We start from the raw sequence: 20,682 nt of genomic DNA on the forward strand, positions 1-20,682 counted from the left end.
CGGGATTTCGCGGATTCTTGCACCCCTGCAACCCTGACGGGCAGCTCCCCGGACGATCCAGACGGCCGCGTGTGGTTGTCTGTGACGGCGTGAGACGCGCCTCTGACCTGCGGTTTTGTCGTGATGATGCGTTTGATGAATCATTGATTCAAATTATGAACATGATTCTGGCGTGATTTGGAGGCGAAATGGCGGTCGATGGGTCCGGGCGCGTGCTGCAACTGAGTGCTGTTCGGCTGCTGCATCCCGAGGAACAGACGCTCGAGGACATGCTTACGGGCTGGCGCAACCAGCAGCTCTCCAGGAACCTTCAGTTCGACACCATTGATAAGGGCATCGGATGTGTCCGAAGGTTCGTGAACCATGTGAACGAGTTCCCGTGGAACTGGTCACCGGTCCATGTCGAGGAGTATTTCGGTGACCTGCGCTCGATCCATCAACTGAAGCACTCCACGATCCGCGGTTACCAGTCCGCCCTACGCCGGTTCACGTCCTACGTATCCAATCCCGACTATGGCTGGGACCAGGTCTGTGAGGAGCGCTTTGGCACGCACCCGTCCCAGGTCTTCTTTGACTGGAACACCGCTGCGCACACTCAAGAGTACGAAGGGCGTCCTTCGAAGCGGCCGTTCACCAAGGCTGAACTGCAGATGCTGTTCGACCATGCGGATGACCAGGTCGAACTCATCGCGGCCTCAGGCAAGAAAGGCTGGAAAGCAGCCTACCGCGACGCGGTCATGCTGAAAGTCACCTACTCGTACGGGCTCAGGTTCAACGAACTCCGGCACCTGCAGACCATCGATTTCGCGACCAACCCGCAGGCGCGAAGGTTCGGAAAAACAGGCGTCTGCAAGGTCCGCTTCGGCAAGTCACGCAAGGGCTCCCCTCACAAACCCCGCAGCGTCCTGACGGTCTTCGACTGGACGGCCGGGGTCATCGAGGACTGGCTCGCCAACGGGCGGGGAACGCTTGAAACACTGGACCTGTTCCCCAGCGAACGCGGCGGTCTGATCTGCGAATCCACCCTGCTGCGCCGGCTCCGGCGTTACCTGGACGAGCTGGGACTGCCGCTGGATGGCCTGGACCTGCACTCACTGCGACGCTCCTACGCAACACACCTCCTGGAGGGCGGATGGGATCCTAGATTCGTGCAATTTATCTGGGGCCGGAACCGGGGTGTCTTTGACGTGCAGCACGAGGCCCGTAACCGCACATTTCCGCGTGATGGAGGTGCTTATCTGAAGCTGTCCATCACACGGGATCGCGGGAGGGTTAATGCAGGTTCAACGAGTTTTGGTGTCCGGTTCGCCGCTTGAGTCGTGGACTGTGCTTGATGATCATGGTGTCGTCGAGCCGGTGGAGCGGTTCCTGGCTTACCTGACCGACGTCGAGCGGTCGCCGAACACGCTCAAGGCGTATGCGCATGATCTCAAGGACTGGTTCGTCTTTCTCAGGTACCGCGATCTTGATTGGCGTCAGGTGAGGCTGGAGAACGTGGGCGAGTTCGTGGCCTGGCTGCGGCTTCCGCCTGCCGGGCGCGCCGCTGACGTGACGTTATTGCCGTCGGCTTCCCATTATTGTGGGCCGGGCGCGGTGAACCGCAAGCTCGCGGCGGTCAGCGGCCTCTACGTGTTCCACTCCCGTCATGGGGTCCCGCTGGGCGACCTTGTCACCGAGTTCGAAACTGTCCGGCATCGAAGAACCGGGTGGAGACCGTTCCTTGCCCACCTTGCCGGGGACAGGCCGCAGCGGCGCCGGATCGTGAAACTGCGTGAGCCCAAGAGGTTGCCCACGGTACTGCCTGCGGCGAAGGCCCAGGCAGTGCTGGATGCGTGCACGCGGCTGCGGGACCGGTTCCTGTTCGTCCTGCTGTGGGAGTCGGGAATCCGCATTGGCGAAGCGCTCGGGCTGCGGCACGAGGACATTGCAGTCGCCGAGGGCGAGCTGACGATCCGCCGACGGGTGAACGCCAACCGGGCACGGGCGAAGTCCATTTCGCCGCGCACGATACCGATTGGCGCGGATGTTGTGCGGCTCTACGGCGATTACCTCCATGAGGAATACGGCGATCTCGACAGCGACTATGTGTTCGTGAATCTGTGGGCCGGCACCCACGGCCGGCCAATGAGCTACGCGGGAGTCTATGACCTGGTGCAACGCTTGCGGCGAAATACAGGGGTGGATTTTGACCCGCACTGGTTCCGCCACACCTATGCCACCCGATTGCTACGGGCCGGAACGCCCATCGAGGTGATCAGCAGCCTGCTTGGCCACGCATCGGTAGCGACCACCATCGACGTCTACGGCCACCTCAGTGTCGAGGACGCCCGCCGGGCCCTTGAGAAGGCAGGGCTGCTGACCGGAAAAGAGGTTAGCTGGTGAGCTCCCCCGCACTGAACAACCAACACGCCGGTCTTGGACTGCTTGCCAAGCTGATGGCAACGGTCCGGCCCGAGTTCAGACCGAGAATCGTAATCCCGGCCCCGGGCTCCCTCGTCTTCAACACCGAGCCCTGCCGGATCGACGGGTGTGAAAGACAACGCACGGTGAAGGGGTTCTGCAAGGGCCACTACAAGCGCTGGCTCGACCAAGGACGCCCGGAACTGGAGTCATTCCTTGCCAACCCCGGCCCGTTGCCCTCAGGCGCTGGCCCCTTGGCGGCGTGCACCGTCACCTGGTGCCGCTTCGGTTCGGCCAGACGCGGCCTCTGCGTCCGCCATCACGGGTTCTTCGCACGCTCCGGCGAGACCGACATGACCAGATGGCTCACTACCCTCTCCCCCGAGCCGGCCACCGAACGGCCCGAATGCCGGCTCGCGTTCTGTGACCTCTGGGCACAAGGCAACTCGCCGTTGTGTCTGAACCACAAATCCCGCTGGCACGCCATCGGCGCACCGGACATCGGCGAGTTCGTCACCCGGTGCGAAAGCGTCGGCCTGGACCGCTTCGATTTCCGATGCCTGGACGATCGGCCCCAGCTACGGCTGGAGCTCCAGCACGCCCTGCAATGCCGCCATGACGAACGCCGGGCCAGTACCCATTCGTCCGCCGTGACGCCCGTGATCCGGCTCGTCACCGACAGCGGCGTCACCTCGCTACTGGACTGGGATCTTGACCGGTGGGCAACGTTCTACGGCGCCGGCCGCGCAGGCCGCAGCCACCGCCACAACGGGCAACTCGCGTTCCTGCGCTTTGCCTACACCCGGCTCGAAGACCTCGCTGCCGGCACCGGCTGGGAGTCCGAGTTTGCCCGCGACGCCTGGGCCCTGCACCGGCTCGGCCACACCGACACCCGCGGCACCCTCCGCTTCGACAAGATCCCCCAACCGTGGCTACGTGCCTTGGCAAAACGCTTCATCCGATGGCGGCTGACCAGCGGTAGGGAAATCATCCAGGCCCGCGTCGACATCCTCGCCCTGAACCGATTCGCCGCGTTCCTGGCACACACGATCCCAGACTCCGACGGCCCGGACTGCATCGACCGCGGCATCCTGGAACGCTTCCTCGCCGAGCTGGCCCGGGACAAACGGGCAGTGACTTCCCGGGGCCGCGACGTCAGCTCCCTGAACGCCTTCTTCGCCGCGGTCCGCCGCCACGGCTGGACCGAGGACCTGCCAACGTCGGCGAACTTCTACCCTGAAGACTTCCCACGACCGGCCAAACGACTGCCCAGGGCCCTGGCCGATCACATCATGGCGCAACTGGATCAAGCCGAAAACCTCGGCAAATGGACCAGACCCGACAGCCGGCTACTCACCCTGATCCTGATGCGCTGCGGACTGCGCGTCGGGGACGCCTGCAACCTCGCTACCGACTGCGTGGTCCGTGACGGTGACGGCGCCCCCTATCTGCGGTATATGAACCGAAAGATGAAACGCGAAGCCCTCGTTCCTCTCGACGAGGAAGTCCACGCCGCCATCCTCGACCAGCAACAACGCGTCCGTGAACGGTTCCCCGACGGCAGCAACTGGCTGTTCCCGGCCCCGAAGATGAACCCTGACGGAGCAAAACCGCTGACCACACACTCCTACCGCGGACAGCTTGAAGACTGGCTGGAACGCTGCGACATCCAGGACGAACACGGGCAAGAGGCGCGCCTGACCCCACATCAGTGGCGCCATACCTTCGGGACAACACTGATCAACCGCGACGTCCCACAGGAAGTAGTCCGGGTCCTCCTCGACCACACCTCAGCCGAAATGACCGCCCACTACGCCCGGCTGCACGACACAACCGTGCGCCGCCACTGGGAGAAAGCCCGCAAGGTCAACATCAACGGCGACACCATCACTATTGACCCGCAAGGACCACTCGCCGAAGCCAGCTGGGCCAAACAACGACTCGGCCGCGCAACACAGAGCCTGCCGAACGGATTCTGCGGGCTCCCGGTCCAGAAATCCTGCCCGCACGCCAATGCCTGCCTGACGTGTCCCATGTTCGTCACCACCGCCGAGTTCCTCCCCCAGCACCGCGAGCAGCACCGCCAGACCGTCCAGATCCTCTCCGCCGCCGAAGCCCGCGGACAGACCCGGCTCATCGAGATGAACCAAGCAGTACTGCACAACCTGGACCGCATCATCGGCTCCCTCGGTGACACCGCATCAGCCGGAGCGGCCGGATGAACCGCCCCGACAACAGCCGGCACCTGATCAAAGCTGCACAGCAGCGCGCCGCCCTCACCCGGTCCAAAGCTGTCCAAGCGCTCCGAACCCTGCACGCGGACGGCCGTCCGGTCACCTTCGATGCCGTCGCCAAATACGCCCGAGTCTCCCGGTCCTGGCTTTACACCCAGCCCGACCTCCGAGCCGAAATCGAACACCTCCGTCAAATACAAGCCGCGGCGGAGCCACACCGGAATCCCGGTCACAGCGGGCAAGCGAGGCTTCTCTACGGCAACGACTCGAAGCCGCCAACGACAGAATCAGACGACTCAACGACGAGAATCAACGCCTGCGGCAGCAACTCGCACACGCCCTCGGACAACGCCGCCAAAGTCCATCACCAGACCCCGCGACCATCCCGAATCTATAACGGATCCACGAGAATGAAAGGACAGCCAATGCCACCGTCATGCACGTCCCGGACACACCCACCAACACAAAACCGCAGGCCAGAGGCACATCTACCTGACGGGCTAAAGATAATGCAATATCAAATGGGCCACGAACACGCCTCTACCACCGGGATCTATCAATTCGTCAGCGATGACTTCCGCAACTCCACCCTCCGTGCGGCCCTGGACCGCACCATGGACGAAGTTCTGGGCGTGCAGATCAGGGGCCAATGGTGAGACGCGAAGTCGAATACAAATGGCGGCTTTCCGAGCTCATGGCAGCACGGGGACTACACAACACGACCGACCTCATCCCCCTGCTGGCCGAGCGCGGCATCTCCTTGTCCCGGCCGCAGGTCTACCGGCTCGTCAACCAGAAGCCCGAACGCGTCGCGCTGCAACTCATCGCCGCGATCTGTGACATCTTCTCCTGCGGCCCCGAAGACCTCATCACGGTGACAGCCGCCGATGCCCGGACCCGGAAGACCGGCACCAGCGCTCCCAATGTCGTTGACCTGAACCGCACCGTCCGCCCGCGGCGGGCCCGCATCATCGACGATGGGCACTGAGGCTCCAGAGGGGCTGACTCCCCGCAACACCAGCCGCGGCCGGCCGCGCACCACCGGGACCGCCACTTGCGTCCGATGCGGCCGAAACGCCGGCCGAACACGCGCCACCTGGCCCGAAGGCAAAATCTGCGGACCTTGCTTCACCACCGCCACCCGCACCCACGGGACCTGCCCTGACTGCGGCCAGCACCGGCTGCTCCCGGGCCCGCCCGAGACCATCGGTGGGCCGCGATGCGCACCCTGCGCAGGCATCCCCCACGACTTCCACTGCGGCCGCTGCGGTGTTGAGGGCGAGTTCTACCGACTGGGTATCTGTGCCCGCTGCGCTCTCCGGGACGACCTCAACGATTTACTGCTCACAGACCCTGCCGATTCAGGAATGGCGGGCAGAATCGTCGAGGTCCTCTGCAAGGCAGACCGGCCCGAGAGCATCATCACCTGGAAGCGCTCCCCCAAAGTCCAAGCCCTCCTGTCCTCACTTTCAAACGGGACAACACCTTTGACCCACGAAGGACTCAACGCCCAGGCCAAGTCAGCGGAACGAGAAACCAACCACCTGCGGGCACTGTTCGTCCACCACGGACTCCTCCCCTACCAAGACCCGCACCTGGCCCGGTTCGAGTCCTGGATCGAAGACAAGCTCCGCCCGTTGCCCGAACAGGTCGCAAGACCTGTCGAGCACTTTGCCACATGGCACCACCTACGGCGCATCCGGTCCACGACAACACCGGAAACAAGCGCCCGCGGCCCGGTGCACTCGGCCAAACAAGAGATCACCGAAACCGTCAAATTCCTGGACTGGCTCTGGCAAACCCACCAAAGAACCGCAGCCACCTGCACCCAGCAAGACATCGAAACCTGGCTCGCCACCGGACCCACGACGAGGAAGGCCATCCGCACCTTCATCGTCTTCATCAACAACACCGGAACAAACACCCGCGTGGAAATGGGCCATTACACCGCCAAAAACCGCCCGGCAATCACCCAGGACCAACGCCTGGCCTGGCTGCGGGAACTGCTCACCGGCACCAGCGAATCGCTGCCCTACAGAGTCGCCGGGATCCTGCTGCTTCTCTACGCCCAACCGCTCGTGCGGGTAGCCAAACTCCGCGTCGAGGCCGTCGAGGCCAACGAAGGCAGCGCGAACATGAAGATCGCCTTCGGCACGCATCCGGTCCCCGTGCCCCAGCCCGTCGCGGAACTACTTCAAGAACACCTGCGAAACCGGCCGAACCTCAGAACCGGATCGGACACCCGAAGCCCCTGGCTCTTCCCCGGAACCCGAGCCGGACAGCCACTTCACCCAAACACCATCATGGACAGACTCCGCAACCTCGGCATCGACCTGCGCGGCGCACGAAACACCGCCCTCGACGAACACCTCACCCTTTCCCCGCCACCACTGGTCGCGGACGCACTCGGCTACAGCCACCAAGTCGCATTCCTTCACGCCGACGCGGCAGGCGACGCATGGTCCCGCTACGTCAACATGAGGACCGCACCCTGAAGGAAGCCTTCGTCCACAAAACGAGGTTCGCCGGCCCATTGCCTGGACCCGGTTCGCGGCGGCACGCGCCTCGTCGCCACTTTCCCTTCCGCGCCCCCATTCCAGCAAGGCCTACACTGACCCCATGCGGGACACTGACGGTGGGATCTTTGACGCGGCACTGAGGCGTGAGTTCACGGGCGGCGCCTACTGCAACTACAAAGTCAAAGCAGGCCCGCCATTGATTCGCCTCGTCGTCACGCCGCAGCAAGTTGAGTTCCGCGGCCGTGGACTACTACGCCTCTTCCGCCGCGGCCCGTGGATGGTGCCACGCGAACAGGTCAAAGCGGTTTTCGCCAAGCAACGAAAGAACCTGCTCCCGCCCAGAGTCTGGAATATCGAGATCGTCACAACGGATCCGTCAGTTTGGTGGACCTTCTGGTCACCGCAACGCCCCGAACCCATTCTGCTCTCGATGGAAGAATGCGGCTATCCCGTCGATTGGACCCCGCACAACTGGGCAGGAGCCCCCGTCGAGTGAGAGCCAGCGGGTGTCGCCTGCCGGCACTCAGCGGAAGAGCTTCCGCCGAGAGCGCGTCACCTTGAAATTGACGGAAAACTGGCGACGGCTGAACAAGAGAATACGCCCGGATTCAATCCGCAGGGATGCCACTAGAACGGATCCGATGGCAGAATCTGCAGCTTGAGACCTAGTGAAACGCCCTCCCGCGCCTTTCGGGTGCTTGGATTCTGAGTTCCTTTGCCACTGCGGGCAAATGCCCGGCTTCTAGTCTGCAGTGGCGTGCACGTGTGCACGCCACTGAATCCATGGTGGAAGCGGTTTGAGCACGGGACCGGGCTGAAGTTACTCCTCATCCAACTTGTGGGCCACATCCTATAGGGGAAACGGAGAATTACGATGCTTCCCTCTCCCCCGTCGCTGGCGACAGAGCCGCACGTTCGACGGCGTCGGCCGCCATCGCGTGGCCGATCGCCTCGGATGGGTCCCCGTCGCGCTCGAACCATTAGCTCGCCCGGAGGTGCAATTTAGCGACCCAGCCAGGAGGTTCGTCCATCAACCGCGCCTGCAGCACATCAGCGAAGAGATGGTGGTGCCGGTACCACGTGCGGTAGTCATCAAGTGTTACGAGGAACATGTTCCCGCATTCAAGGACCTCGAGCATTGCCTTGCCTCCGGCCTGCCCGGTGACGGCATCGCAAAGTGAGCCGCCCAGCCGGCTCGGGATAAAAGTCTGCAGCAGGAACCTCGGGACCGGTTCGGGCTGACGCTTCAGAACCTCTTCAACCAGATAGTCCACGATGTAGCGGTCGTCACCGGTAAAGCCTGCGATGAAACCGGCGATGTCGTTGCGCCCCTGCACCGAGAGGGCTGCCTGCTGAAGAGCGGCGACCCACCCTTCCGTGCGTGCCTCCAGGGCAGCGACATCCTGCGCCTTGAGCGCCGCTTCCATCACCTCGTTGAAGTTGACCGCGGTCTCCTCGGCAGTAAAGCGCAGATCGGCGGCACGGATCTCGATGAGCTCCCCACGTGCTCGCAACCGCGCCAGCGGGAACGGCGGGTCGGCGGGGCTGGGCTTCGTCTCAAGCAGCGGACCTGCCATCACCGACTCCCGTCAGCAGTGAGATTCACGTGCGATCAGCAAGCTATGGGAGCCTGCCATATCGCGCTGCCTCACGGAACTCATCGTGCAACAGCAGCGCTGGCCCCGCCACAAGCCGGGGACCTCCCCCGCGCGCTGTGTTAGCTATTTATGGCCCTCGGTCGGGATTGAAACTGGGCGGAAGAGGGAGTCGCCCGGCCCAGGCTGCCGCGGGGCGCTGACTGCAGACGAGAGCTCGCGGACGCAGATCGCGCCACTATGCTAAGTATGCTTACAGTAGGATGATGATCTGACTGCCCGTACTGGAGGAAGTATTGAACGCCGTTGCCAGCGATCCCCGGATAGTGAACGCCGGACCACGGCCAGTACGGATCAGCTCTCCGCCCGAACGGCTCGAAGCAACTGTCCCGCTGCTCGAATCAGTGGGTGACGCCGTGGGAGACGTTCCGGCAATTTTGGCGCTGGCCCTGAAGATTGGACGGACGGCTCCGCGCACAGGTGAAGGCGATACCGCGCACTTATGGGAACTGTTGGCGTCCGTTACGGCCGTAGACGTGGCTGCCGGACGGGTGCTCGAACCGCACCTTGACGCGATTTCCATCCTCGCACAGGCCGAATTCAACCCGAGAGCCGGCGCCGGGCCCCACGCTCTTGAGCAAGCCCGCGACACGGAGGACCAAACGTGGGGCGTTTTCGCAGCCGAAGCATCCGGTCTGCGCCTCGAAGCCGCGCAAGACGGAGCAGGAGGCTATGTCCTGAACGGATCCAAGCCGTGGTGTTCGCTTGCTGCGCAACTGGACCGGGCCATCGTGACTGCCCATCTTGCGAGCGGAGGCTCCGGGGACCCCGGAGGAGGCGCCCGGGCGGCATTCGCCGTCCGGCTGCATGACCCAGGGGTTTCCTGCGAGACGCCTCAGTGGTCTAGCCGCGGCCTGCGGGAAATTCCTAGCGGAACCGTGCGCTTTGAGGGAGTTTGCGCAGTTCCGGTGGGAGGAACGGGCTGGTATCTCGAGCGTCCGGGCTTCGCCTGGGGCGGCATGGGCGTGGCCGCATGCTGGCTGGGTGGGGCCATTGCCGTGGCACGTGATTTCCGCTCCGCACTGGCCACAGCTGCAAAGGGTGGTCGCGAACCGGATCAGATTTCCCTTGCCCATCTGGGCGAAACAGACCGGACCATCACGTCCCTGATCGGCTGTCTCGCCCGGGCAGCTACCCGGATCGACGCCGGGGACCTGTCGGGGCCCGAGGCATGGAGCGAAGCGCTGCGCGTGCGCGGCGCCGTTGCCGCCGGCGTCGAACGCATTCAGGCCATGGTGGTCCAGGACTTGGGGCCGGGGCCACTGGCCTTCAACGAAACGTACGGAAAACGGATGGCGGACCTGTCGCTCTATATCCGCCAGCACCACGCCATGCGGGACGACGCCCAATTAGGCGCCCTGACCCTGAAAGGCGACAGCTCATGGTGAGCTTTTCCCGCACTGACACCGGCACGGCCGAGAGCGAATGGGAAGCCAGCGAGCTGCCCACCCTGCCGGAGCTTCCGCTCAGTGCGGCCGAACTCGCCGCCCTGACGGTCATTGTGCTGGCGGCTCATCCCGATGACGAAACGTTGGGCGCGGGAGGATTGCTCGCCCAGCTGCACACCGCGGGTGCCTATATTGAGGTGCTGCTGTGCACTGCAGGTGAGGCATCCCATCCAGAGTCGAGGACCACGACGTCGGAGCAGCTCGCCGCCGTGCGCCTCCGCGAGTTCGGCGCCGCTGTGTCCGAGCTTGCGCCCGGTTCCACGTTGCGGTTCCTACAGCTTTCGGACGGGCAGCTGGCAGCAGGAAGTGACCGCGTCGCTGCGGCGGTCCGGGAGTCGATAGCGGCGTCAGGCTGTCCGGCGAACCGGGTGGTTATCGTGGCACCCTACCGCTCAGACGGGCACACTGACCACGACGCCCTGGGTTCCGTGGCGGCCGAGATTGCCGCAACCGGAGGTCACGGGCTCCTCGAATATCCCGTCTGGTACTGGCTGTGGGCCGCCCCGGCGGACACTGCCTGGCGGTCGTGGGTGCGGGTACCGCTGACGCTCGAGGCACAGGACGCCAAGGCCGCGGCTATGCGGTCCCATGCCTCGCAGACGGAACCGCTATCCGCGCAGCCCGGCGACGAGGTGCTGCTCGCCGGGAGCTTCCTCGAGCACTTTTCGCGGCCGTGGGAAACGTTCGCATGGCACGCTCCCGCTGGAGGGTCGAATAGCGCTCGCGACGCCGAGCGAATCTTCGACGCCGTGCACAGTCGGGATGATGACCCATGGAGCTATGCGACGAGCTGGTACGAACGGCGCAAACGAGCGCTGACACTGGCTATCCTGCCAGCGGAGCACTACGAGTCCGGGCTGGAAGTGGGGTGTTCCATCGGGACACTCAGCGTGGACTTGGCCCGGCGCTGCACGCATTTCCTGGCAGTCGATGCCAGCGGTGCCGCGGTGGTCCGGGCGGCAGATCGCTTGTCCAGCCACCCCTCCGCGCAGACGCGGCACCTCACCGTTCCGCGAGAGTGGCCCGAAGGACGCTTCGAGCTGATCGCCGTTTCCGAGCTGGGGTACTACTTGACTCCCTCGGAATTAGGCGGGTTGTTCACTCGCATCCAAGCCTCCCTCAGCCCGGGCGGAACCCTGGTCCTCTGCCATTGGCGGCACCCGGTGGAGGGCTGGGAACTCGACGGCGACACGGTCCACGAACGTGCCCGCCGGCAGCTTGGCTGGCCAACGGCCGGCCTCCTTCGTGAGAAGGATTTCATCCTGGAAGTGCTGCTGGCACCGGAAAAGACCCCGGCTGTTCGAAGGAGCCCGGCGACAGAGCAGGAACCCGCGTGGGTCCGGAAACCGCCCCGCGGCCAAGGGAGTCCGCCAGCATGACCGAATCCGTACAGCATGCCCCAGGGGAGGCCCTTCCCGCTCCCCTTCGGCCGGGAGTCAGCCGGATAGTGGTGGTGATGCCGGCTCACAATGAGGACGAGCACCTCCCCCGAGCGCTGGCTGCGTTGGGTGCGGCCGCCGATGCGTTGCACAAGGAAAGGCCTGACGTGGCCACTACCGTCATGGTCGTCCTCGACAGCTGCACGGACCAATCGGCGGAGATCACGGCCGGGTACGTATCCGCCGACTTACGCTTTTCGGCGGTCGACGTCGGCCTGGGCAGCATCGGCGCCAGCCGCGCTGTCGGCGTGGCGACCGCCCTTGCCGCTTCCGGCCCCGTCCCCCACCGTAACGCCGAGCGGATCTGGCTGGCCAATACCGATGCCGACTCGGCCGTTCCAGAACACTGGCTGGTTCGCCAGCTTGAAATGGCCGATGCCGGGGCAGACGTCATCCTGGGCTCCGTACAACCGGACCCGATCGGGATGGACCCCTTGGTCCTGAGCCGCTGGCTGGCGCGGCACCCGTTCCGGGAGGACCACCCCCACATCTACGGGGCCAATTTTGGCGTTCGTGGGTCTGCCTACCTCGCGGTCGGGGGGTTTCCGCGGCTTCCCGTGCACGAGGATCGGAGCCTTGTGGAACAGTTGCGCCGGCACGGTTTTGCCGTGGTGGCAACGGACAGGATCCGGGTCTTGACGTCCGGTCGCACACATGCCCGCGCTCCACAGGGGTTCGGCTCCTACCTGCGGGCCCTTGGAAGGGAACTGCCCGCCGCAGCCTGCAATTTCACGTCGGCCTAGAGTTGGCTCTCCTTGAGTTCGGCCGCCGTGAGGATGAGGTGGTCCGAAATACGTTTGGCGTCTCCGGAACCGAACCGGGCAATCGGCATGGCGATACTGAAGGCGGCATGTTCGCCGTCGATCACACCGAGGGAGACGGCGAAGGCCGCCACGCCCTCCTCACTCTCCTGGAAGTTCATGCCGACCCTGTGCCGACGGGTCTCATCCAGATCGCGGTAGAGCTTGTCGAAGTCTATTTCCGCAGCAGGTCCATTGCTACCGGACAACGCTATCCGGTAGCGGGCGTCCACTTCGTGCAGAGGCAAGTCGGCGAGCATCGCCTTGCCGGACGAGGTCACGTGGGCTGGCAGTATGACACCGACCCGCAATCCAAACCGCAGTGCATGTGTCGCTGCTTCGATGCCGTCGATGTGGTGGACTTTTGTGCCGACGAGCGTCGCGAGGTGTGCGGTTTCCCCGACGCGCTCGAAAAGGCGCTCCAGATGGGGCCGGGCGCGAACCCGTAACGGTGGAACCGCTCGCGTCACGCCGGGGCGCAGAAGCTCGGGACCAGGTCCATAGCGGCGCTGCTCCCCCTGCTCGGCAAAGCCGTCACCGGCCAGGGTGGCCAGAAGGCGTTGGGCGGTCGAGGGGTCGACGTCGAGCGCCTTGGCCGCCTCTGTCACGCTGAGCGAACCCTCCTGGGCCATGAGCTTCAAGAGCACCAGCGCGCGGTGGACGGACTCAACCCGCGGGGCATTATTATTGCGTATCACGCAATTACTCTATCAATTATTGCGCATTGCACAAGCTCGTGTCTAAGATCACTTCACTACCGGGTGTGAAGCCCTAGAGGAATGGGGCGCGTCCTTTCGGGCAATCGCCGCGCTCTTCAGCCCTTCCCCACCGCACCGTCCGTCCCACTGCATCCGACAAAGGAGTCCCGATGAGCCAGTCCCCCTCGATCCAACCCGTCAAACGCCCACTGCGGCCGTCCACGCCCGCACCTCCCGAGGCCAGGCGCGCTGTCCTCAGCGGAACTTTCGGCTCCGCACTGGAATGGTTCGACTTCGCCGTTTACGGGGCGATGGCAGCGACCGTTTTCCCTGTCGTGTTCTTCAACGAGCTCACCCCGGCCATCGGCCTGTTGGCCTCATTCGCCACGTTTGGTGTGGGCTTCTTCGCCCGGCCGCTGGGAGGGATCCTCTTCGGCCATCTGGGAGACCGGTTCGGTCGGCGCAAGATCCTGCTGACCACCTTCATCATGATGGGCTTGGCCTCGATGATCATCGGGCTACTGCCGGCCTACTCCACCATCGGGTTCATCGCACCGCTGGCATTGGTCCTCATGCGATTCATTCAGGGAATCGCACTGGGTGGCGAGGCCACCGGCGCCCAGCTCATGACCATGGAACATGCCCCGGCAGACCGGCGATCGTTCTACGGGGCCCTCATGGCCATGGGCTCCCCCATCAGCCAGGTCATGGCCAACTTGCTGCTCGCGGTGCTCTCCGGCGTGCTGAGCAAGGACGATTTCCTCGCCTGGGGCTGGCGCCTGCCGTTCCTGCTGAGCATCGTGCTGGTCGCCGTGGGCATCTACATCCGCCTCAAAGTCGAAGAGACCCCGGTGTTCAAGCAGGGGATGCAGGAACTAGGCGCGGAGTCGACAAACCCCGCGATCGTGATCAGGACTCACGGTGTGACCATCCTCCGGCTGATGCTGGCCTACGCCCCGATCGTCGTCACCTTCTACATTGTCAGTGTCTTCGGCATTAGCTACCTCACCACTCACGGATACACCCAAAGCCAGACCTTCACCATCATCATGATCTCCAACTTCCTGTCCGTGATCGCCATCTGGTGGGGCGGCCGCCTCTCCGACGTCTACGGGCGCCGCAAAATTCTCATGATCGGTTCGTTCTTCACCCTTATCGCCGCCGTCGTCTTCTTCCAGGTGGTGGACCTGCATAGCTTCCCGCTGACGCTCGCGGTCGTCGCATTCGCGCTGGTCTCAGCCCAATTCGGCAACGCTGGACAGGGCGCGCTCTTCGCCGAGGCCTTCCCCACCCACATGCGCTACACAGGATCGGCGTTGGCGCTCACGGGTTCGAACCTGGTCTTTGCAGCCCCCGCGCCCTTCCTCGCCTCGTGGTTGATGAGCATCAGCGGCGGTAGCACCGTTTCAATCACAGTTACGTGGGTTGTGATCATCGCCGCAGCCCTGGTCAACATGCTGCTCATGGGCGACGGCAGGACCCTCGAGGGTCAGAGGCAGCAGTTCGGACGCTACGCACCGGCCCTGCGAACAGCCGCCGATCCCGAGACCGCGACCGCGGTTGACCCGGCTGTGAGATGACCCGTGATCGTTGAACAACGCACGTATGTCCTGCATACCGGAGCCAGCCTCGCAGACTACCTGTCGGCATATGAACAGATAGGGCTGCCGGCACAGAAGCCGATCCTCGGGGGCTTCCTTGGCTACTTCGTTACCGAGTTCGGCCGCCAGAATGAACTGAACCACCTCTGGGCCTACACGGACCTTGAGGACCGCCGGGCGCGTCGTGCCGAGCTCGCCGGGAATGAGCAGTGGCAGGAATGCCTTGCCATCATCCGTCCCATGATCATGACGATGGAAAACAAGATCATGTATCCCACCTCCTTTTCGCCGATCCGCTCGCTGCCCGTTTCCAGCACAGACACCCACACGGCGTTCGCCGGAAAACCGAGAGGCTGACAATGGGAATCATCCAGACCGGGTTTCCCCGCCAAACGGGCCCGACACGGCCGCCCCTTACCCCGACGGCGATCGTCACGGGAGGGGCCGGCGGGATCGGCCAAGCGATCAGCCACCGCCTGGCCAGCGAAGGCTACGCCGTCGTCGTCGCCGATCTTGACAAGGCCGCGGCTGACCGAACTGCGGCGGGCCTGCCCCGAATTGACGGGGCGGATCACCGGGGATTCGCCGGGGATCTGACCAGCAGCAAAGCGAACCGCGAACTGGCGGCCTTCGCGGCCGGGATCGCACCCATCGGCGTCCTGGTCAACGCTGTCGGCATCTCGCCGAAACGGAACGGCCGGAAGATTCAATTCTTCGAACTGAGCGACGAAGACTGGGACCAGGTGATGGCGGTCAACGTCACTGCCCCGTTCTTCCTCGTCCGCGAGGCGTACCGGCACATGCCTACGGACGGCAGCGCGAGCATCGTGAACCTGCTCTCCATTACGTCCAAGCTGGGTACGGGCGGTCCGCCAGAAGCAGACTTCGGACCGTTCCTGCCCAGCTCCGTAGCGTACGGGGCTTCGAAGGCAGCCCTGCAAAATCTCACCGCGAGCCTCTCCCAAGAGCTGGCCGGCCAGCGGATCCGTGTCAACGGCGTAGCCCCGGGCTTCGTCCAGACTCCGATGATGGCCGGCGTATCTCTCGAGGAGAAGCTCCTGGACCAGGTGCCGATGAAGCGCCCCGCGCGGCCGGAAGAGATCGCCGACGCCGTCGCCTTCCTCATTAGCAGCCGAGCGAGCTACATCACCGGCATCAGCCTCGACGTCAACGGCGGCTGGCTCACCTGTTGACTACCAGGGCCGTGTGCCCTGCGGACACACCGGGACACCATCCCACAGAGTTCGACTCCTGCGAAACCTTGAAAGCGAGAACCTGATTTCCATGCCCGAAAATACCTATGACCTGGTCGTGATCGGCTCCGGCATCGCCGGACAGACCACCGCCGCCTCCGCAGCGGAGGCCGGCCTCAGCGTCGTCCTTCTGGAAAAGACCGGGAGTCTCGGCGGTTCCACTGCGATGAGCGGAGGCTTCTTCGCCTTCTCCGGGACGGATGAGCAAGCAGCAGCGAATGTCGACGACTCGGCCGAACTGTTCTTGAAGGACATGCAGGAGTCGGGAGGCGGTGCCAGCGACCCGGCTTTGCTTGTGACCTACCTGGCGCAACAGAGCGAGACCTACAACTGGCTCAAGCACCAAGGGGTGGAATTTCGGGCCCTGGAGATCAGCTCCGGACAGTCCGCTCCCCGCAGCCACAATTCGTCCATCACCGACGTCTTGGCCATCCTGCACCGGAACTTCACCTCCCACGGCGGGGAAACCCGGCTGAACCACCGCGCCACCGGGCTGGTCCGCGAGGACTCGGGAAGGGTGACCGCCGTCGTCGTCCAATCCCCCGACGGCGAGGCCGTCTTCCGGTCGCGCGGCGGTGTTGTGTTGGCCACCGGCGGGTTCAGCCGGGGCGCGGACCTGCTGCGTACCTTCGCGCCGGAAGCCCTTGCAGCTATCCCGTACGGAGGAAAGGGCAACACCGGTGACGGCCTGAAAATGGCGTGGAAGCTTGGAGCCGGCATGGCTGACATGGCCTATGTCACCGCCACTTACGGTTCGCATCCTGACACCGGTGAGGAGTTCCATGAGCTGCTCACGGCTTACTACATGGGCGCGATCGTCGTGAACAAAGCCGGCAAACGTTTCATGGACGAATCCCAGTCCTACAAGGTCCTCGGCCGGGAAGTGCTCAAAGAAGCCGACGGTCTTGGTTTCCAGATCTTCGACGCGAAGATCCGGGCGAAATCACACCCCGGGATCCCGCTCAACGACATCGACATGCTCGAGAGCATCGGACACGTACACAAGGCGGACACCCTGGAAGAACTCGCCGTGATGGCGGGCATCGACCCATCCGCACTGATGGAAACGGTGGCCCGGTATAACTCTTCCATCGCCTCCGGACAGGCTGACGACGCCGGCCGCACCAACCTGTGCAACGGCGTCGGGGAGCTGCTGCCCCTGGACCAGGCCCCGTTTTACGCCTACCCGGCCAAGGCGCTGATGACCACGACCTACTGCGGGGTCACTATCAACACCGACGGCCAGGTAGTAGACATCGACGGGGATGTCATTGACGGCCTCTATGCCATAGGTGAGGTTACCGGCGGGTTCCACGGGGCGGCCTACATGACGGGAACCTCGCTGGGAAAGGGAGCGGTCTTCGGCCGCATCGTCGCCCGGCACGCCGCAACCACCCTGCCACTCGTCCGGGCCTGAACGCCCCACTAGCTCAGAGGAGCACTGCAATGTCTTATTCAGGAAGCGTTGACCAGACCCGTCAGGTGGACGTTCTCGTCGTCGGCTCCGGCATCAGCGGCTCGGCCGCTGCCATGACTGCTGCCCGGCAAGGTGCCAAGGTCGCGTTGTTGGAGAAGCAACAGACCTTTGGCGGTTCGGCCGCCCTCTCAGCCGGCATGTTCTGGACCGCGCCGACGATTGACGCATACCGCGCACGGATCCCGCTGGGTAATCTTGAGCTGGGTGCTCGCCTGGTGGGTGACTATGAGGAAGCGCTGGCGGAATTGCGGGCCTCGGGAGCCAGAGTAGCTGCCGAGCCCAAGCGGGACATCATGACGTTCGGCATCGGGTACTCCACCGACATTCACGCCATTCTGTCCTGGTGTCGGAAGGAAATCCTCGCCGCAGGCGGTGAAACGCACGTCGGGCTTGCCGTCATCGAACTGCTGCGCGACGGCCGCTCCGTCACCGGGGCGGTGGCGCGCGACGCCGACGGCCGCCTCATCCGCTACGACGCACCCGCCGTCGTCCTGACCACCGGCGGATTCCAGGGCGCCCGCGACGAACTCACCCGCCACATCGGCCCGAATGCGGACCGGCTGCTGCTGCGCTCGAACCCCGGCAGCGTCGGGGACGGACTGCGGCTCGCCCGCGCCGCTGGCACCGGCGGGACCACCGCCATGAGCACGTTCTACGGCCATCTGTTGCCCTACCCGGTCCGCCGCTTCGAAACAGAGGACTACCTGCCCTACTCCCAGTACTACTCCGGTTCGACCGTGATGGTGAACCTGCGCGGCGAACGGTTCGCCGACGAGACCAAGGGCGACGAACTGCTCAACCAGGACGTGGCCTTCCAGCCCGACGCCCGCGGCATCCTGATCTTCGACGAGCACGTCCGCACCACCGAGGTAATCGAAGAGCCGTTCCCTGGGCTCGGCTCCATCGACCGCTTCGCCGCCGCCATCGACGCCGGCGGTACCCATGCGCAGGCGCAGACCTTGGCCGGGCTCGTCGAAAAGATCTCGGCGTGGGGCGTCGACAGGGAAAACCTCAACGCAACGCTCGAGCAGTACGCACTTGCGGCCGCCCAAGGCGGTGGCGCGACCCGGGGGGTCCCGGTCTCCGCGGGCGCCCGGGCCCCGGGCACGGGTCCCTTCTATGCCCTCATGGTCCAGCCCTCCATCACCTTCACGTTCGGCGGTGTGCGCACCAACTGCCACGGCGAGGTACTGGACCATGACGGCCGGCCCATCCCCGGCCTCTACGCCGCCGGTGCCGACATTGGCGGACTGTCCAACTACGGCTACGCCGGAGGTCTGGCGCCGGCATACATCACCGGACGCTGGGCAGGCCGCTCCGCTACGGAACGCGCCATTGCGGCCCGTATGGTGGTCCGCGACAACACCCGGGTACTGGTAAATGCAGACCAATCGACGACAGGCACGGAGACTTCATGAGCATGACTACCGCAGACGTCCTTGTTATCGGAGGCGGCGGCTCCGGAATGAGCGCGGCCATCTCCGCGGCGACCAGCGGAGCCAGCACGATTGTGCTCGAAAAAGCTGCCAAGGTGGGCGGCAGCACCGCAATGTCTGTCGGGTCGTTCACTGCGGCCAACACCTCCTACCAGTACCGGGCCGGAGTCAACGACAGCATCGAGCTGTTCATCGACGACATGAAAGTGGCCAACGGCGAATTCGAGGAAAGGGAGAACAAGGAGCTGCGCCGCGTTCTGGCCGAGAACGCGGGAGCGACCGTGGAGTGGCTCTCCAGCATCGGCGTGCAGTTCCTCGGCCCCACCCCCGAACCGCCGTACGAGAAGCCGCGCATGCACAATGTCCTCCCTAATTCCTCCGCGTATGCATCGGCGCTGCTGCGTGAATGCCGGAAGCGCGGCGTCGAGGTGCGCACGTCCATGCGCGTGGACAAACTCCTGTGCAACGCCGCGGGGGATGTCATCGGGGCCCGGGCTAATGGCACTGACTTCTTCGGCCGGCGCGGCGTCATCCTGGCCACCGGAGACTACTCCGCCTCCACCGAGATGAAAGCCGAGTTCGTCGGGGAAGCCGCTTCCAAGATACCGCCGGTCAACCCCAACAACACCGGAGACGGATTCAAACTGGGAACCGGAGTGGGCGGAATCATGCTGCAGATGGACCGACTCTACGAGGGGCTGCGGTTCGCGCCCTCAAAGCGGCCGGACCCCATTAAGATCCTGCCCTCGCACCCCTTGCTGTCCAAAGCCATGCGCCTCGTTGTCGAGCGTCTCCCAAAGAACCTGCTCGCATACGTCATCCGGGGTGCCCTGACGAGCTGGGTAGGCCCGAACAACACGATGTACCAGGCAGGAGCCTTGCTCGTGGGGCATTCCGGGAAACGGATAGCCAACGAGGACTCCGACAAGTTGATGGCACGCGCCGCGGCCGCGGATGAGAAGAACACCGCCTTCATGATCTTCGACGGCCGGGTCGCCAGGAAGTTCTCTGCCTGGCCGAACCCTGTCTCAACCTTTCCGGGTGTGGCTTACGCCTATGTTGACGACTACAAGAGGTACCGCCCCGACGTTTACCACCGGGCTAACACCATCGCTGAGCTAGCCCTGAGTATCGGTGTGGAACCCTCCGTCCTGCAGTCCAGCGTCGAGGAGTGGAACGCAGACGTCGCCGCCGGAAAGGACTCCCGGTTCGACCGGCAGCATCTCGGGGGCGGAGTCAGTGAGGGACCGTTCTACGCGTTGGGCCCGATGAACGCCTATGTCACTTTGGCCGATGGCGGCCTGGCCGTCGACACCCAGCTGCGCGTGACAACAGCCGACGGCGAGGCGATCCCCGGACTGTGGGCCGCAGGATCAACGGGCCAGGGAGGCCTGCAGCTACTTAACCACGGACTGCACATCGGCTGGGCGATGGTATCCGGACGGCTGGCAGGCCGCCACGCAGCCCGGTCTCAGAGCCGGCCGGATCTCAAACCGGTTGGAGACATTACAGTCACCTGACCGGGAGCGATTGCAGTTGACGGTTGTTCCACCGCGGCATCCTTCCACGGCCTGCGCTCTGTTCGGGGCCAGCTTGATCTTTGTCAAGCAACGTACAGACGGCCACGGCAGTCGCTCCAAGCCGGCCTGATGGACGCGACGCTATGAAATCTCGCCCGAAATACTTTTTTGTAATCTTCGTCACAGTAAGCAGTTTCACGAC

Annotated in this window: 18 protein-coding genes and 1 pseudogene; 17 read left to right on the forward strand and 2 right to left on the reverse strand. The window is 64.3% G+C overall.

Features of this window, described 5'->3' with window-relative positions; genetic code table 11:
- Window positions 1-188 precede the first annotated feature (188 nt).
- The 8 genes and pseudogenes from A3M3_RS25445 (at window position 189) to A3M3_RS0115370 (ending at window position 7,649) form a co-directional block, all read left to right on the forward strand.
- Complete coding sequence (locus A3M3_RS25445) at window positions 189-1,316, forward strand: tyrosine-type recombinase/integrase (protein ID WP_081736828.1); 1,128 nt, start codon at window positions 189-191, stop codon at window positions 1,314-1,316.
- Window positions 1,276-2,382 carry a tyrosine-type recombinase/integrase gene (locus A3M3_RS0115345; RefSeq protein ID WP_035741869.1) on the forward strand — a complete coding sequence of 369 codons (1,107 nt, stop codon included), beginning with the start codon at window positions 1,276-1,278 and terminating at the stop codon, window positions 2,380-2,382. Before A3M3_RS25445 ends, A3M3_RS0115345 begins: the two co-directional genes overlap by 41 nt.
- Complete coding sequence (locus A3M3_RS0115350; RefSeq protein WP_035741871.1) at window positions 2,379-4,622, forward strand: tyrosine-type recombinase/integrase; 2,244 nt, start codon at window positions 2,379-2,381, stop codon at window positions 4,620-4,622. The genes A3M3_RS0115345 and A3M3_RS0115350 overlap by 4 nt, the downstream gene beginning before the upstream one ends.
- Window positions 4,619-4,783 (forward strand): annotated as a pseudogene (locus A3M3_RS29000) (DUF6262 family protein); the annotation flags it as partial. The gene A3M3_RS0115350 and the pseudogene A3M3_RS29000, both read left to right, overlap by 4 nt.
- 372 nt (window positions 4,784-5,155) lie before the next feature.
- Complete coding sequence (locus A3M3_RS29300; RefSeq protein ID WP_269317328.1) at window positions 5,156-5,290, forward strand: hypothetical protein; 135 nt, start codon at window positions 5,156-5,158, stop codon at window positions 5,288-5,290.
- Window positions 5,287-5,622: a helix-turn-helix domain-containing protein gene (locus A3M3_RS0115360; RefSeq protein ID WP_028267057.1), complete on the forward strand. Its 336-nt coding sequence runs from the start codon at window positions 5,287-5,289 to the stop codon at window positions 5,620-5,622. The genes A3M3_RS29300 and A3M3_RS0115360 overlap by 4 nt, the downstream gene beginning before the upstream one ends.
- Complete coding sequence (locus A3M3_RS0115365) at window positions 5,612-7,129, forward strand: recombinase XerD (protein ID WP_028267058.1); 1,518 nt, start codon at window positions 5,612-5,614, stop codon at window positions 7,127-7,129. Before A3M3_RS0115360 ends, A3M3_RS0115365 begins: the two co-directional genes overlap by 11 nt.
- Before the next feature lie 124 nt (window positions 7,130-7,253).
- Entirely contained in the window at window positions 7,254-7,649 is a 396-nt protein-coding gene (locus A3M3_RS0115370) for a hypothetical protein (protein ID WP_028267059.1), read from the forward strand.
- A gap of 484 nt (window positions 7,650-8,133) precedes the next feature.
- Here A3M3_RS0115370 and A3M3_RS0115375 read toward each other — a convergent pair whose 3' ends face one another.
- Window positions 8,134-8,730 (reverse strand): hypothetical protein, encoded by a 597-nt coding sequence (locus A3M3_RS0115375; protein ID WP_028267060.1) that lies wholly within the window; start codon window positions 8,728-8,730, stop codon window positions 8,134-8,136.
- Window positions 8,731-9,044: 314 nt separating this feature from the next.
- Here A3M3_RS0115375 and A3M3_RS0115380 point away from each other — a divergent pair, with 314 nt between their 5' ends.
- Genes A3M3_RS0115380 through A3M3_RS0115390 form a run of 3 tightly spaced genes read left to right on the forward strand, consistent with a single transcriptional unit; the run spans window position 9,045 to window position 12,438 of the window.
- A complete protein-coding gene (locus A3M3_RS0115380; RefSeq protein ID WP_231497282.1) occupies window positions 9,045-10,196 on the forward strand; it encodes an acyl-CoA dehydrogenase family protein in 1,152 nt (383 codons plus the stop codon).
- Window positions 10,190-11,635: a bifunctional PIG-L family deacetylase/class I SAM-dependent methyltransferase gene (locus A3M3_RS25450; RefSeq protein WP_081736829.1), complete on the forward strand. Its 1,446-nt coding sequence runs from the start codon at window positions 10,190-10,192 to the stop codon at window positions 11,633-11,635. The genes A3M3_RS0115380 and A3M3_RS25450 overlap by 7 nt, the downstream gene beginning before the upstream one ends.
- Entirely contained in the window at window positions 11,632-12,438 is an 807-nt protein-coding gene (locus A3M3_RS0115390) for a glycosyltransferase (RefSeq protein WP_081736918.1), read from the forward strand. The genes A3M3_RS25450 and A3M3_RS0115390 overlap by 4 nt, the downstream gene beginning before the upstream one ends.
- Here the strand turns inward: A3M3_RS0115390 and A3M3_RS0115395 are convergent.
- Complete coding sequence (locus A3M3_RS0115395) at window positions 12,435-13,193, reverse strand: IclR family transcriptional regulator (RefSeq protein ID WP_155854397.1); 759 nt, start codon at window positions 13,191-13,193, stop codon at window positions 12,435-12,437. The genes A3M3_RS0115390 and A3M3_RS0115395 overlap by 4 nt on opposite strands.
- 170 nt (window positions 13,194-13,363) lie before the next feature.
- Here A3M3_RS0115395 and A3M3_RS25455 point away from each other — a divergent pair, with 170 nt between their 5' ends.
- The 6 genes from A3M3_RS25455 (at window position 13,364) to A3M3_RS25465 (ending at window position 20,480) form a co-directional block, all read left to right on the forward strand.
- Window positions 13,364-14,773: an MFS transporter gene (locus A3M3_RS25455; protein WP_051423224.1), complete on the forward strand. Its 1,410-nt coding sequence runs from the start codon at window positions 13,364-13,366 to the stop codon at window positions 14,771-14,773.
- A gap of 3 nt (window positions 14,774-14,776) precedes the next feature.
- Window positions 14,777-15,151, forward strand: coding sequence for an NIPSNAP family protein (locus A3M3_RS0115405; protein WP_028267064.1), 375 nt, complete (start codon window positions 14,777-14,779; stop codon window positions 15,149-15,151).
- A 2-nt stretch (window positions 15,152-15,153) separates the two neighbouring features.
- Complete coding sequence (locus A3M3_RS25460) at window positions 15,154-15,987, forward strand: SDR family NAD(P)-dependent oxidoreductase (protein WP_051423225.1); 834 nt, start codon at window positions 15,154-15,156, stop codon at window positions 15,985-15,987.
- A 91-nt stretch (window positions 15,988-16,078) separates the two neighbouring features.
- Window positions 16,079-17,464, forward strand: coding sequence for an FAD-dependent oxidoreductase (locus tag A3M3_RS0115415; RefSeq protein WP_028267065.1), 1,386 nt, complete (start codon window positions 16,079-16,081; stop codon window positions 17,462-17,464).
- A gap of 29 nt (window positions 17,465-17,493) precedes the next feature.
- Window positions 17,494-18,942 carry an FAD-dependent oxidoreductase gene (locus A3M3_RS0115420; RefSeq protein ID WP_028267066.1) on the forward strand — a complete coding sequence of 483 codons (1,449 nt, stop codon included), beginning with the start codon at window positions 17,494-17,496 and terminating at the stop codon, window positions 18,940-18,942.
- A complete protein-coding gene (locus A3M3_RS25465; RefSeq protein WP_035741874.1) occupies window positions 18,939-20,480 on the forward strand; it encodes an FAD-dependent oxidoreductase in 1,542 nt (513 codons plus the stop codon). The genes A3M3_RS0115420 and A3M3_RS25465 overlap by 4 nt, the downstream gene beginning before the upstream one ends.
- Window positions 20,481-20,682 lie beyond the last annotated feature (202 nt).

Source organism: Arthrobacter sp. MA-N2 (assembly GCF_000517125.1).
GTDB lineage: Bacteria > Actinomycetota > Actinomycetes > Actinomycetales > Micrococcaceae > Arthrobacter > Arthrobacter methylotrophus.